The organism is Deltaproteobacteria bacterium, assembly GCA_029210625.1.
GTDB lineage: Bacteria > Myxococcota > Myxococcia > SLRQ01 > SLRQ01 > JARGFU01.
In genome coordinates, this window is sequence record JARGFU010000042.1 from 1 (window position 1) to 13,474 (window position 13,474).

General features: G+C 71.5%; 11 protein-coding genes. 8 read left to right on the forward strand and 3 right to left on the reverse strand.

Going from position 1 to position 13,474, the window contains the following annotated elements; genetic code table 11:
- The 3 genes from P1V51_23680 to P1V51_23690 form a co-directional block, all read left to right on the forward strand.
- Window positions 1-1,705: tetratricopeptide repeat protein (locus tag P1V51_23680; protein ID MDF1566055.1), on the forward strand; the 1,705-nt coding region annotated here is incomplete at its 5' end.
- Window positions 1,706-1,744: 39 nt separating this feature from the next.
- Entirely contained in the window at window positions 1,745-2,521 is a 777-nt protein-coding gene (locus P1V51_23685; GenBank protein ID MDF1566056.1) for a carboxypeptidase regulatory-like domain-containing protein, read from the forward strand.
- A 38-nt stretch (window positions 2,522-2,559) separates the two neighbouring features.
- Window positions 2,560-3,681: a hypothetical protein gene (locus tag P1V51_23690; protein ID MDF1566057.1), complete on the forward strand. Its 1,122-nt coding sequence runs from the start codon at window positions 2,560-2,562 to the stop codon at window positions 3,679-3,681.
- Between the two features lie 169 nt (window positions 3,682-3,850).
- On the opposite strand, the gene P1V51_23695 is transcribed toward P1V51_23690, so the two are convergent.
- Entirely contained in the window at window positions 3,851-6,634 is a 2,784-nt protein-coding gene (locus P1V51_23695; protein ID MDF1566058.1) for a hypothetical protein, read from the reverse strand.
- Window positions 6,635-6,836: 202 nt separating this feature from the next.
- Between P1V51_23695 and P1V51_23700 the strand changes: the two genes are divergently transcribed.
- The 5 genes from P1V51_23700 (at window position 6,837) to P1V51_23720 (ending at window position 12,222) form a co-directional block, all read left to right on the forward strand.
- Window positions 6,837-7,385 (forward strand): Rieske 2Fe-2S domain-containing protein, encoded by a 549-nt coding sequence (locus P1V51_23700; protein MDF1566059.1) that lies wholly within the window; start codon window positions 6,837-6,839, stop codon window positions 7,383-7,385.
- The gene (locus P1V51_23705) at window positions 7,382-8,149 is read left to right on the forward strand and encodes a cytochrome b N-terminal domain-containing protein (GenBank protein ID MDF1566060.1); all 768 of its coding nucleotides are present in this window, start codon (window positions 7,382-7,384) and stop codon (window positions 8,147-8,149) included. Before P1V51_23700 ends, P1V51_23705 begins: the two co-directional genes overlap by 4 nt.
- A gap of 2 nt (window positions 8,150-8,151) precedes the next feature.
- Window positions 8,152-8,907, forward strand: a complete 756-nt coding sequence (locus P1V51_23710) for a cytochrome C (GenBank protein ID MDF1566061.1) — start codon at window positions 8,152-8,154, stop codon at window positions 8,905-8,907.
- Window positions 8,904-11,306 carry a c-type cytochrome gene (locus P1V51_23715; GenBank protein MDF1566062.1) on the forward strand — a complete coding sequence of 801 codons (2,403 nt, stop codon included), beginning with the start codon at window positions 8,904-8,906 and terminating at the stop codon, window positions 11,304-11,306. Before P1V51_23710 ends, P1V51_23715 begins: the two co-directional genes overlap by 4 nt.
- A gap of 79 nt (window positions 11,307-11,385) precedes the next feature.
- A complete protein-coding gene (locus P1V51_23720; GenBank protein ID MDF1566063.1) occupies window positions 11,386-12,222 on the forward strand; it encodes a hypothetical protein in 837 nt (278 codons plus the stop codon).
- Window positions 12,223-12,275: 53 nt separating this feature from the next.
- On the opposite strand, the gene P1V51_23725 is transcribed toward P1V51_23720, so the two are convergent.
- Complete coding sequence (locus tag P1V51_23725; GenBank protein ID MDF1566064.1) at window positions 12,276-12,836, reverse strand: universal stress protein; 561 nt, start codon at window positions 12,834-12,836, stop codon at window positions 12,276-12,278.
- Complete coding sequence (locus P1V51_23730) at window positions 12,836-13,291, reverse strand: FYDLN acid domain-containing protein (protein MDF1566065.1); 456 nt, start codon at window positions 13,289-13,291, stop codon at window positions 12,836-12,838. The genes P1V51_23725 and P1V51_23730 overlap by 1 nt, the downstream gene beginning before the upstream one ends.
- Window positions 13,292-13,474: the final 183 nt, after the last annotated feature.

The window sequence follows — 13,474 nt, forward strand, 5'->3', positions numbered from 1 at the left end:
GGAGGCCCCGCAGGCCGCCCCCGTCGCGGTGCCTCCCCCGGCGCCCGTCGCCCCCCGGCCGGCCGCGCCGCGCCCGGCAGCGCCGGTGCACGTGCCGGACGACGCGGACGTCGACTACACCCAGTTCGACGAGGCCCCCCCGAAGAAGTCCGGCAAGGCCGGGCTCATCGGCACCATCGCGGTGATGGTCCTCGGGGCCGTCGGCCTGGCGGGCTACGGCTTCTGGTACACCCGCTCGGCAGAGAACGCCCGCGAGATGTCCAAGCTGCTGAAGACGGCTCAGGAGCAGCTCTCCCAGGACTCCTACGGTGCCTACCGCACCGCCTCCGGCACCCTCGAGCAGATCCTCGACGTGGATCCCGAGCAGTTCGCCGCGCACGCCTACCTCGCCTACATCAACATCCTGCGCTGGGGTGTCCACGGCGAGGGCGAGACCTACAAGCAGCAGGGCGAGGAGCACATCCGGCAGGCCGAGGCCCATGGCATGGACCACAGCCACCTGATCGCGGCGCGGGCCTACCACAAGTTCTTCAGCGGCGATCACGCCGGCGGCGCCGCCATCCTCGAGGAGGTCCTCGGCCGCGACGACGTGACCTCGGGCCTGCTCTCGGGCGCGCTGGGCAGCATCTACCTCTGGGACGGAAATCTGGAGAAAGCCCAGGAGTGGCTGCTCAAGGCCAACCGCTTCTCCCCCGGCGATCCCTACATCCTCTCGACCCTCGGTGATCTCGAGCGGCGCAAGGGGAACATGAGCGGCTCCTGGAACTACTACGACCAGGCGCTGCGCTTCGACACCGGCCACGTCGAGTCCCTCCTGGGCAAGGCCCTGATCATCCTCGACAACGAGCGGATGGAGTCCGAGAAGGCCGATCCCCTCATCAAGCAGGTGAAGGGCCTGGACGCCCAGATGGTCTCGCCTCGCCAGGCGGCGCTCGCCGACTTCGCCCGGGCCCAGCTCCTCTACGAGCAGGGCAAGACCGAGGAGGCGAGGGCCGAGGAGGACAAGGCCCTGATCCTCCAGGGCAGCAACCCCGACATCCGCCTGATGATCGGGCGGCGCTTCTTCCGCGAGGAGAAGTTCGTCGAGGCCGAGGCCTCCATCCGCCAGGCCATCGACCTCGAGCCCAAGCGGGCGCGCTTCTACGTCGAGCTGGCGCAGGTCCTCCTCAAGAAGAAGGGCGGCGCGAAGGAGGCGGTCACCGCCCTGGAGAAGGCGCGGGCGACGATCCCCAACGACTCCAAGCTGCTCATCCTCCTGGGCGACGCCCACGCCGAGGGCGGCGACAAGGGCAAGGCGCTGGCGGCCTACAACCAGGCCATCACCGAGGAGGGCGGCACCTTCCCGGAGGCGCAGCTGGCCATCGGCAAGCTGCACCGGCGCTCCGGGGACCTCGACAAGTCCATCCCCGAGTTCGAGAAGGCGCTGGCCCAGTTCCAGGAGAAGATCCGGCCGCGCGGGCAGGCCGAGGCCTCCCTCGAGCTGGCGAAGGCTTACTTCGCCAAGGGCGACCACGAGAAGTCGAAGGAGTGGCTGGGCAAGGCCCTCAAGAACGACCCCTCCTTCGCGGACACCTACTTCTTCCTGGGCAAGTCGATGATCGGCACCAAGGCCACGAAGAGCGATGGCCAGACCGCCCTGGAGAACTACCTGAAGCTCGCGCCTTCGGGGCGGTACGCCGAGGAAGCCAAGAAGCTGCTGAAGTAGCGGTCGCCCGCGCCGCCCCTGGCGCGAGATGGAGCGCGTGTGAAGAGCTGGAAGCGAGGGTTGCTCCTGGGGCTCCTGGTGGCCGGGCTGGCCGGCTGCCCGGAAGAGCCCGCGGACCCGGGGACGCCGCTCGCCGCCGAGGGGGGAGCGGCCACCGCCCCGGCGCCGCCGCCGCTCGAGGGGAAGCTCCTCCTGAAGGGGACGGTCCACTTCGAGGGTGAGGCTCCAGCCCGGGTGAAGCTCGACCGCCGCTCGGATCCGGTCTGCGCGAAGACCGACGCCTACGCGGAGGAGGTCCTCGTCGCCGACGGGAAGCTCGCCAACGTGGTGGTGACGATCTCCGACCCGCGCCTCCCGAAGAAGACGGCCTCCGAGGAGCTGACCATCGGCCAGGCAGCCTGCCTCTACCGCCCGCGGGTGCAGTGCGGCCTCGACGGTCAGGTCGTGCGGATCACCAACTCCGATCCCACCCTCCACAACGTCCATGGCTTCCGGGAGGGTGGGGCGAGGTCCTGGTTCAACCAGGCCCAGCTGCAGGGCGCGCCCGCGATCCGCAAGAAGCTCAAGGGACCCGAGGTCGCCGTCTTCAAGTGCGACATCCACACCTGGATGGCCGCCTACGTCCGGGTCACCGAGAGCGGCCACTGCGCCGTCACCACGCCGGACGGGCGCTACGCCCTGCCGGGGCTCCCGCCGGGGACCTGGATGGTCACGGCCTGGCACGAGGTCTACGGCGAACAGCAGGCCGAGATCACCCTCGTCGAGGGGGAGGAGGCCCACCTCGACTTCAAATTCGGTCCGGCCGACGGACCCTGACCCCCGGGGGCCACATGTGGTATCGGCAGGAGAGGACGATGCGGAATTTCACGATCCCACTCCTGGCGCTGGTCTGGCTCGGCGCCGCGTGCAGCCTCTCCCTCGATCTCGACGAGCGCGAGGGGCACCCTTGCTCCGCCCAGGGCAAGTGCCTGCCCGGCTACCGCTGCGTGGAGGCCGTCTGTGTCCCCACCGAGGGGATGGGCCAGCTCTGCGATCCCGACTGTGCGGACGGTCAGAAGTGCGACCTGCGGGTGGGTGAGTGCAAGAACGCCTGCGCCGCCTCGGTCTGCCCCACCGGGCAGACCTGCACCGCGGGGACCGCCTGCGCCGTGCCCGTCGAGGGTGGGCTCGGCGCGCCCTGCACCCGGGACACCGAGTGCAGCTCCTTCGTCGACGGCTGCCGGGACGGCGCTACCCCCGCCAGCCTCGACTGTGCCTGCTTCTATCCCGTCGGCGCCCAGGGCGGCGTCTGCCTGGCGATGCCCAAGATGGCCCAGGACTGCGCGGCCTGCCCCGAGGGCAGCGGGTGCGCGGAGGCCGCCTTCTCCCGGGCAGGCCAGGCCACGGTCTGCATCCCCGGTGGCTTCCGGGCCTGCGCCGGCGCGGTCGACTGCATGGACGAGGCCTCCGAGACCCCGATGCACTGCGGTGTCTTCGGCTGGCCCTCGGATCCCCTCTGGACGGGGGCGGCCAGCGGGCTGGGCTTCCTCACCGCCTGCGTGAGCAGCAGCCCCGACGCCTCCATCGCCATCGGCGAGGTCTGTGATCCCGCGATGCCCCAGGCCTGCGCCAGCGGCCTCTGCCTCCCCACGCCGGGGGGCGGCCACCTCTGCTCCGCCGCCTGCGGGACCGATCCCGGCTGCCAGGGCATCGGGGTCGGGCGCTGCGTCGAGACCTACCTCGAGACCTACCTCGAGACCTACGTGGCCGCCCAGAGCGTGGAGGGCACCACCCGGGTCTGCGGCTCCTCGCCCACCCTCGGGGCCTCCTGCGCCGAGGCCAGCGGCGGCGCCAACGTCTGCGGCACCGACGCGCCGCTCTGCCGGATGCACCCCGCGGACAACGTCGCGCTCTGCACCCGCAGCTGCCAGACCGACGCCGACTGCCCGGGGGAGAAGGGCTTCGCCTGCCACCCCGACGGCTTCTACTGCTTCTGAAAAGGGCGCCGCGGTGTCCCCACCGCAGCGCCGCGGTCGTGCGACTCGAGCGCGATCAGCGAAGCCATCGGCGAGCCGGGACGCCCGCCACTGATCCCCGGGCACCTCGAGAGACGGGAGGAGATTCCCTTCGAGAGGATGAAGAGCTACCGGGGATGCTGCAGGTGGCCTAGCCCGGGTCGGGGAAGCAGACCTTCGAGCGGCCGGGGTTGAGCTCCTGGCAGGTGTAGCTCGCCCGGCAGGACGAGTTGCTGGAGCAGGTGTCCAGGCACCAGGCGAAGTGCTCGGTCCCCTGCGGGGTGTCGTAGCGGAAGTCGATGCAGGCCGAGCCGCTGGGGCAGGCGGTGCCGTCGGTGCAGTCCCAGAGGCAGTACCCGCCCAGGAAGTTGCCGTCGGGATCCTCCTCGGCGCAGGTGCCGTGGACGCCGCCGTTGCAGTCGCGGATCCGCGTGCAGGGGGCGCCCGGCGCGCCGCTGCCCTTGGCCGCCGGCCAGCAGGCGCGCGTGCCCGACTGCACCCGATCGAAGCAGTCGTAGTCGGCGCGGCACTTCGCGGCGCTGCCGCTCTCGCAGTGCAGGCACTCGCCGTTCACGTCGGCCGAGCAGTAGGTGCCGTCGGGGCAGGCCACGGTCCCCGAGCAGGTCGAGCTGTAGGCGCAGTAGCCCACGTTGGCGCCGACCGCGGGGGCGGTCAGGACGGTCTTGCAGGTCGTCCCCGAGGGGCACTCCGCGTAGAGATCCTCGATCTCGTTGTCGAGATCACAGAGCCGCAGGTTGTCGCAGCAGAGGGTGTCCATGCAGTAGCGAGCGTCGTCCATGACGGTGCAGGCGCCCGCGCCCGAGCACCCGCCGCTGCTGCAGTTCTGCGTGCAGTAGCCGGCCGGGAAGGCCGCCGGCAGGAAGCAGGTGCCGGTGTTTCCGCCACCGCACTCGTCGATGGCGGTGCAGGTGTCGCCCGTCACGCCGCCGCCGCCGGCGTAGCCCGCGCACTCGTTCACGCCGTCGCCGTCGTGATCCCAGCAGCGGAAGCCCTGGCGGGTGCAGTCGGAGTGGGAGCTGCAGGACTCGAAGCAGATGCCGCCCGAGACGCCCTCGTAGGTGCCCATGGCCGAGCAGTGGGAGCCGCTGGGGCAGGGGTAGCCGTCGGCGCAGGGCGCGCTGCAGTAGCCGCCGCGCCAGGCGTTGTCCTTCTGCAGGATGCAGATGTTGTCCTCGCACTGATCGTCGTCGGTGCAGCCGTCGCCCACCTGGCCGGAGCCGCCGCTGATCCCGGGCATGCAGATCAGGCCCTCGCCCACGTCCTTGCAGGTGTAGTTGGGCTGGCAGTCCGCGTCGGAGGCGCAGGTGATCTCGCAGGTGCTCTGGCCGTCCGCGCCGTTGACGCAGCGCTGGCCCGGGCCACAGTCGGTGTCGGCGTTGCAGCCCTGGGCGCAGGTGCCGGCGCCGGTGTCGGCGCCCTGGCAGATCACGCCGACGCCGCCGGCGCAGTCGGCCACCGAGCTGCAGGGCGCCCCCGGCCCCCCGGTGCCGCTGCCGTAGGGGACGCAGCCGGTGGTGCTCCCCTGCTCGACGCAGGCGTAGCCGCCCGAGCGGCAGTCGAGGTTGGAGTTGCAGCTCTGGATGCACTGCCCGGAGCCGCAGACGCTCCCCGGAGGGCAGTCGTTGCTGGTGGTGCAGCCCAGGCTGCAGTAGCCGCCGGGGTGGGTGCCGGTCAGGCAGTTGCCGAAGGCGCACTCGGTGTCGGCCGTGCAGGGGTCACCGATGTTGCCTCCCGGTGAGCACTCGTTGCTGCCGTCGCCGTCCCAGTCGGAGCAGAGGTAGCCGGCCCGGCAGTTGGCGCTGGTGGCGCAGTCGACCACGCAGACCGAGGCGCCCGCGTCGAAGCCGCAGTGGGTGCCGGCGGGGCAGGCCGGCTTCCCGGAGCCGCAGCCCGTGGTGCAATAGCCCCCCGGGCCGCCCGCGGGATCGGCGATGCAGATCGCCCCGGCGCCGCCGGCGCAGTTGGCCACCGAGGTGCAGGCGTCGCCGACCTGGCCTGTGCCGGTCCCGCCGGGGACGCACTCCTGTTGGCTGTCGCCGTCGGCGTCGGTGCAGATGTAACCGGTTCGGGCGCAGGTCGTGCCCGAGCAGTTCTCGACGCAGATGCCCCTGCCGCCGGAGCGGAAGGCGCAGTGGCTGCCGGTGCCGCACTGAGAGGTGGTGGTGCACCAGGTGGTGCAGTAGCCGCTCGGCCACCCGCTCACGGTCGAGGTCTGGCAGTAGCCGGTGGTGCAGTCGCGATCGTTCTGGCACTGGCTGCCGACCTCGCCGTTGGGGTCGATCGCGTGGCCGTCGACGGTGCAGAGCTGGCCGGTCGGCGGGTCCCCGCAGTTGACGATCCCGTCGCAGCCGTTGGAGATGACCCCGCAGCGGCCGGCCGGGCAGGAGGTGATCGGATCGCAGGGGTCACTGCCGCAGCGGTTCGGGCCGCCGCCGCCGCAGATCCCGCTCGAGCAGGAGCCGCCGGCGCCGCCGCAGCCGACCCGGCCGCCGCAGCCGTCGGGGATCTCACCGCACTCGGCGCCCGCCTGGGCGCAGCTGCGCCGCTCGCAGGTGGGCACGCCGCAATCGCGGCTGTCCTCACCCGAGCAGACCAGCCCGCCGCTGCAGAAGCCGCAGGTGAGCGTGCCGCCGCAGCCATCGGGGATCTCGCCGCAGACGGCGCTCGCCTCCGCGCAGCTGCTCCGGGAGCAGGAGAGGAGGCCGCCGCAGACGCCCTCGACCCCGTTCCCTCCGCAGGTCAGCCCACCACCGCAGTAGCCGCAGTGGACCTCGTGACCGCACCCGTCGTCGACGGGTCCGCAGTTCCTGCCGAGCTCCTCGCAGGTCGCCGGAGTACACGCGCCGTTCGGAAGACCGCCGCCGCACGTACAGCCGGAGAGTGCGCTGAGGAGCAGCCCTCCCAGAATGAGCATCCTTCGCACGATCCCGAGCGTACAACCCCCAGAGGCCGGTGGTCCACCGGACACCTGGCCGCGGGAAGAAAAGACCTCCCCCCGGGCGGCCACCCCCCGGGGGGGTCGTTGACACCTCCCCGGGGCGCTGGTTCAGTGCGGAGGACCTCGCGGGAGGGGCGCGCAGGGCCGCGGGGCTCCCCGCGAGGAGACGAGCGCAGCGATGGAAGAAGCAGGCGAGCCGCACCTCGAGCCGGCGGGGCAGACCGGCGACCACCTCTGGTCGCGGCGCAGCCTCCTCGCGCTCACCGGGTGGGGCGCCGTCTTCGGGGGCCTCGCGGTGGCGCTGGCGGCCTTCGTGCGCTTCCTTTTCCCCCGGGTGCTCTTCGAGCCGCCGAGCACCTTCAAGGCCGGCTTCCCGGCGGAGTACCGGGTCGGCACCGTCTCCGAGCGCTTCAAGGAGCGGGAGCAGGTGTGGATCGCGCGGAACGAGGAGGGCTTCTACGCCTTGCTGGCGGTCTGCACCCACCTGGGCTGCACCCCCCGCTGGCAGGCCAGCGACGCCCGCTTCCGTTGCCCCTGTCATGGCTCGGGCTTCCACCGGGACGGCTCGAACTTCGAGGGGCCCGCGCCCCGGCCCCTGGAGCGCGTGCGGATCTCCCTCGCCGACGACGGCCAGCTCCTGGTCGATCGCGCCCGCCGCTACCGGCACGAGCTGGGCGAGTGGGGGGAGGAGGGCGCCTTCCTGCCCTACCGGGAGGGGCAGGGATGAGCCGGCGCTCGCTCTGGGAGCGGATCCTCGCCTCGCAGCTCTGGCGCTCGATCTTCCGCCACGGCTACGCGGACACGCCTCGCAACCGGGTGCTGCAGATCTCCTCCAACGTCTGGCTGCACCTGCACCCCACCAAGGTGCCACGCCACGCCGTGCGGTTCCGCTACACCTGGTGCGCCGGAGGGCTCTCCTTCCTGCTCTTCCTGGTCACCGTCGTCACCGGCGTGGTGCTGATGTTCTACTACCGGCCCACCGCCGAGTACGCCTACGCCGACATCAAGTACCTCGACTTCGACGTGCCCTTCGGGATGCTGATGCGGAACCTGCACCGCTGGGGCGCCCACGCGATGGTGGTCCTCGTCTGGCTGCACATGCTGCGGGTCTTCCTGACCGGCTCCTACAAGGCGCCGCGCGAGTTCAACTGGGTCGTCGGGGTGGGGCTGCTGGCGCTCACGCTGCTGCTCTCCTTCACCGGCTACCTGCTGCCCTGGGATCAGCTCGCCCTCTGGGCGGTCACGGTGGGCACGAACATGGCCCGGGCGGCCCCCTTCCTGGGGCACGAGGGGCCCTTCGGGGCCGAGCTGGGCGCGACCGCCCGCCACGATCTGCGCGCGCTCTTCACCGGCGGCTCGGTGGTCGGGCCGCCCACCCTGCTGCGCTTCTACGTCCTCCACTGCATCTTCCTGCCCCTCCTCGCCTCGCTCGGGATGGTCCTGCACTTCTGGCGGGTCCGGAAGGACGGCGGCATCTCGGGGCCCCTCTAGGCATGAGCGCTGGCGAGCGAAAGACGAGCGAGCTCCCCGACAGGGTGCACGCCTGGCCGCACCTGGTGAAGGTGGAGTTCATCGCGGCGCTGCTGATGCTCGCCTTCCTCCTGGCCTGGTCGATCCTGCTCGACGCGCCCCTGGAGGAGCCGGCCAACCCGGCGGTGACGCCCGATCCCTCCAAGGCCCCCTGGTACTTCGTGGGGTTGCAGGAGCTGCTGGTCTACTTCGACCCCTGGATCGCCGGGGTGCTGCTGCCGCTGATGATCCTCACCGGGCTGGTGGCCATCCCCTACGTCGACCGGAACCCGAAGGGGAACGGCGGCTACACCCTGCGCGAGCGCCCCTTCGCGCTGGCGGTCTTCCTCTTCGGGTTCCTCGGCCTGTGGATCGTGCCCATCGTGGTCGGGGCCCTCTTCCGCGGGCCGGGCTGGCACTTCTACTGGCCCTGGGAGACCTGGGAGGTGGGCCGGGCGGTGGCGGCCGCCAGCGTGGATCTGCCCTGGCTGCTCGGGGCGCGCGGCGCCGCGGCCCAGCAGGTGGTCGGGGGCGGGCTCGTCCTGGCCTGGCTCTTCCTCACCCTCGCCGGCCCCTGGTTGCTCTGGCGCCGCCGGCCCTTCTTCGTGCAGCTGGGGCTGCTGCGCTGGCTGGTGGTGGGCGTCCACCTCTCGGTGATGCTGGGGGTGGTGGTGAAGGTGGCGCTGCGCCTCCTCTTCTCGGTGAAGTACGTCTGGGTCACCCCCTGGTTCAGCCTATGACCCGCCCCGTCGAGCTCCAGAGCCGCACCCCCCACTTCTTCGCGGCGGCGCTCCTCCTGGCCGCGGTCACGGTCTGGGCCGTCCACGACGAGCTCGAGACCCGGCGGCCCTGGAAGGCGCACCAGCGCGCCTTCTTCGCGCTGGAGGTGCGGCGCGGGGCGGAGGGGCTGCCCTCCCGGGGCGGGGAGCGGCAGCCCGAGCTCTCGCAGATCTGGCTGCCCGAGCTGGACGTGGTGGACCGCTGCACCAGCTGCCACCTGGGGATCGACCGCCCCGACTACGGCGACCCCGAGGAGATCGTCGCCTTCGCCAACGAGGTGATGGACCGCGACGGCGAGGAGGCGGAGGTCGAGCGCCGCTTCGGCGTCCCCTGGGCGACGATCGAGGGGTGGATGGACGAGGCCGATCGCGGCGAGGTCCCGCGTCAGGAGGTGCCGCGGCTCTTCCGGTCGCACCCGCACCTCCAGGCGTTGATCCAGGACGCGCACCCCTTCGAGCGCTTCGGCTGCACCCCCTGCCACGAGGGCCAGGGTCCCCAGACGAAGGGGGTCGGGGGCTGGCTGGACGGCCGGCCCTTCGATCACGGCCGGAACGATCCGCATTGGGAGCGCCCGATGCTCTCGCTGGGCAGCGAGACCGAGCCGCCCTACGTCCAGGCGACCTGCCCGGACTGCCACGGCGACCTGCTGCGGCTGCCCTTCGCCGAGACCCTCCAGCAGGGGCAGGCGCTGGCGCGGACCCTGGCCTGCTGGGGCTGCCATCCGATCGAGGGGCTCTCCCCCGAGCGCCGGCGGGGCCCGACCCTGGAGCACCTGCGCGCCAAGACCACCCCCGGGTGGATCGCCGAGTGGCTGCGCCACCCCGCCGCCTGGCGGGAGGGCACCACCATGCCCAACCTCTGGCCGGAGGCGGTGGATGCCAGTCTGCCGGAGGGCGAGCGGGCGAGCTTCGCGGCCGGGCGCGCGAGCGAGGTCGAGGCCATCACGGCCTTCCTCTGGCAGCAGGCCCGGGGCGCCGAGGGCTACCTCGAGCCCGCGCCCCCCGCCGGGGAGGCCGCGCGCGGCCGGGCCCTGGTGGACACCCTTGGCTGCCGCGGCTGCCATGCGATCGAGCCGGACGATCCGCTGGTGACGGTGGACGGTTCCCGCAGGCGATCCCGGGCCCCCCGCCTCTCGGGGATCGGGGCCAAGACCTCCTACGCCTGGCTCTTTAGCTGGCTGCGGGGGCCCTCCCGGCTCTGGCCCGACGCCCGGATGCCGGACCTCCGCCTCGAGCCCGGGGAGGCGGCCGACCTCGCGGCCTACCTCGCGGGGCTGGGCGCGGAGGGGCGCCCACCGCCGCCGGAGGGGCAGGCCGACGCCGCCGACCCGGCGTCGCTCGCGGGGAGGGGAGAGGAGCTGGTGGCGCAGTACGGCTGCTTCGGCTGCCACGCGATCCGGGGCTTCGAGGAGCACCAGCGGGTCGGCCCCGACCTCTCGCGCTTCGGGGAGAAGCCGCCCCGGCAGCTCGCCTGGGGGGAGGTCGGGCCCACCGAGCGCAGCTGGCACACCTGGACGAGCACCAAGCTCACCGCGCCCCGGGCGTTTCGCACCGAGCGCATCGAGACCCGGATGCCGAGCTACGAGCTGGACGACGACGAGCTGCGCGCGCTGCTGGTCTTCCTGCGCTCCCGCCGGGCGCGGGAGCGGCCCCCGAGCCACCGCACCACCGACGATCCTCGACGCGCGGCGCTCGGGGCGGGGGAGGAGCTGATCCACGATCACAACTGCCGGGGCTGCCACCGGCTGGGAGGGGAGGGCGGGCAGATCCTCTCGCGCTACCTCGAGAACCCGAACCTGGCGCCGCCGACCCTCTTCAGCGTGGGGGCCAAGACCCGGCCGGACTGGCTCTTCCACTACCTGAAGGATCCCTCCCGCTTCCGGATCCGCCCCTACCTGACGCTGCGGATGCCGACCTTCGCCTGGCGAGAGGGGGAGGCGACCCGCCTGGTGGCCTACTTCAACGCGCTGGACGGCTCGACCTACCCCTACCTCGACGTCGTGCCCCAGACCGACGCCGACACCCTCGCGCAGGGGCAGGCGATGTTCGAGAAGCTGCGCTGCACCCAGTGCCACCTCACCTCGGCCACGATCCCGCCGAACACCGACCTGAAGGCGGTCGCCCCGAACCTCGCCAACGCCCACTTCCGCCTGCGCCCCGACTGGGTGCCGCGCTGGATCCACAACCCGGCCACCTGGCTCGAGGGCGCGCGGATGCCGACCTTCTGGCCCGATGGGCTCTCGCCCTTTCCCGAGCTCCTCGGGGGAGACGCGGATCGGCAGATGGAGGCCGTGAGGGATCACGTCCTCTCCATCGGCGCCGGCGGGGCGGGCCTCGGCGCGGACGCGGCCGGGCCGTGATCTGTGGCACATCGAGGGTGGGAGTGGGTAGGATAGCCCTGCTCGGGTGACCGACCGTCACTCACCCAAGGAGGGGAAGATGAGACAGCTCAACCTGACACTGCTCGCCGTGGTGATCTCCGGCCTGGCCATCGGCTGCGGCCCCGACCTGCGCGACTTCGAGGAGATCGAGGCCGCCTTCGAGAACCCGTCCGGGGAGGTCTCCGCCTCCACCATGCCCCTGCTGATGGGCGACGGCCTGACGGCGGGCACCGCCAACGGCCTGGGGAACCCGGCCGCGGGCTTCGACTCCACCGGCACCCTTCAGTTCGCCCTCTCCCAGGCCAGCCAGGCCCTCGGGAGCCGGCGGGACTACCTGGTGGAGAACTGCAACACCAACGTGAAGCTGACCCGGTCCTTCGAGCCGGAGAAGATCATCGTCGATTGCACGGATCCGGCCAACGATCCCACCGGCAAGCTCGTCCTCGAGTTCGTCTGGGACAACGAGGAGATCGTCGCCATCTACATCCGCTTCGACACCTGGTGCGACTCCACCGGGGACTGCATCGACGGCTGGCTCGGCTTCAAGACCCAGACCTCGGGCTCGGTCGGCGCGGGCCTCTCCCAGACCTTCATCCTGGCCGCCAAGCTGGAGCACACCTCCTCGGCGGGCGAGGTGGACTCCATCGAGTACGCCATCCGCGAGGTGCTCACCGACACCACGGCGGCGATCGAGATCCTCGTCTACGTCGACGAGGGCGGCGTGAAGGCCGAGTTCGTCCTCTCGGCGATGGTCTCGCCCGAGGGAGGATCCCTGGAGATCCGGGGCGCCAACGGCAGCTTCACCTGCAGCTACACCGCGGACGGTGAGTCCGGGGAGTGCACCGCCACCGGGACCGGGGGCGGCACGGTGACCTGGTCGGCCTCCGCCGGCTAGGAGAGCAGGGCGGGGTGGGGCGCCTCTTCGAGGGCTCCACCCCGGCCGCCGCCCTAGGGCATCACGAAGTAGGGGTCCTTCGGCCGCACGCAGATCACGGTGCAGGGGGCGCGCCGGACCACCTTCTCGGTCTGGCTGCCCACCAGGACCTTCTGCATGTCGTCCCGGCCGTGGCTGCCCATGATGATGACGTCCGCCGAGAGGTTCGCCGTGATCTTGAGGATCTCCTCCCACGGCTTACCGCTGGCGACCCGGCAGTGGTAGTTGCGCAGCTTCTTCTTCTCGGTCTCGGCCATCTTCTCGAGCTCGGCCAGGACCAGCCCCTCCATCCGCTCGAGCTCGGCGTCGACCTTCTGGGCCAGGTTGCGGCCCACGAAGGAGAGTCGGTTGGTCTGCTCGAAGACGTGGAAGAGGTAGAGCTCCGAGGGGACCTTCTGGATGTAGTCGACGGCGAAGTCGAGGGCGGACCGGCTGCACTCCGAGAAGTCGATCGGCACGATCACCTTCTGCCGCCGCCGCTGGCGGCGATCGACCTCACCGGTGGTCTGGTACCGGGGGGCCTTCTTGGTGGTCTTCTTGGCCGCCGCCTTCTTCTTCGTCGCCCGTGTCGCCATCAATCAATGTCCTCGTTTTCGAAATCGTCGCCGTCGTCATCGTCGTCCAGGTCGTCATCGTCGTCGTCGTCGTCGTCGTCGTCGTCGAGATCGTTGTCGTCGTCCCGGTCTTCGTCCTCTTCCTCGTCCACGGGCGGGTCGTCGTCGTAGCCCGTCTTCCCGTAGCCCTCCTCGGCCATCACCTCGACGGCGCGATCGTCATCATCGTCCTCTTCTTCCTCATCGTCCACCTCGGTCTCCTCGTCGTCCGGAGGATCCTCGGGGGGCTCGGCGAGGGGCGGGCGGCGGAGGGCCGCCGTGGAGGCGCGGGGCGCCGAGGACTCGACGTACTCGCGGGGATCCGCACCGCACTTCGGGCAGGTCGGCACCGGGCGGTGCAGGTCGTAATACTTGGCGCCACACTCGTGGCAGACGTGCTTCTTCCCGAGATCCTTGCGGGTTCCGCTGGTCGGCATGGGGCCCTCCTGATGACCGTGGACCTCCCCCTGGAGCCCCGCGAGGCAGTGGCCCAGCGCGATCCACGGGAAGCGGAGGGTAGATAGAGCAGGAGATTGGCCCGAGTCAAGCACCGTCAAGGTCTCCGTCAAGACCTGCAAGTCCTTGAAATCGCGGGGGCCGTCCACTACTCTCCGACCGCG

Coding starts and splice junctions, on each gene's coding strand:
- P1V51_23700 (MDF1566059.1), top strand. CDS start 6,837: ATGGAAGAAGCAGGCGAGCCGCACCTCGAGCCGGCGGGGCAGACCGGC.
- P1V51_23730 (MDF1566065.1), bottom strand. CDS start 13,291: ATGCCGACCAGCGGAACCCGCAAGGATCTCGGGAAGAAGCACGTCTGC.
- P1V51_23725 (MDF1566064.1), bottom strand. CDS start 12,836: ATGGCGACACGGGCGACGAAGAAGAAGGCGGCGGCCAAGAAGACCACC.
- P1V51_23690 (MDF1566057.1), top strand. CDS start 2,560: ATGCGGAATTTCACGATCCCACTCCTGGCGCTGGTCTGGCTCGGCGCC.
- P1V51_23710 (MDF1566061.1), top strand. CDS start 8,152: ATGAGCGCTGGCGAGCGAAAGACGAGCGAGCTCCCCGACAGGGTGCAC.
- P1V51_23720 (MDF1566063.1), top strand. CDS start 11,386: ATGAGACAGCTCAACCTGACACTGCTCGCCGTGGTGATCTCCGGCCTG.
- P1V51_23715 (MDF1566062.1), top strand. CDS start 8,904: ATGACCCGCCCCGTCGAGCTCCAGAGCCGCACCCCCCACTTCTTCGCG.
- P1V51_23695 (MDF1566058.1), bottom strand. CDS start 6,634: ATGCTCATTCTGGGAGGGCTGCTCCTCAGCGCACTCTCCGGCTGTACG.
- P1V51_23705 (MDF1566060.1), top strand. CDS start 7,382: ATGAGCCGGCGCTCGCTCTGGGAGCGGATCCTCGCCTCGCAGCTCTGG.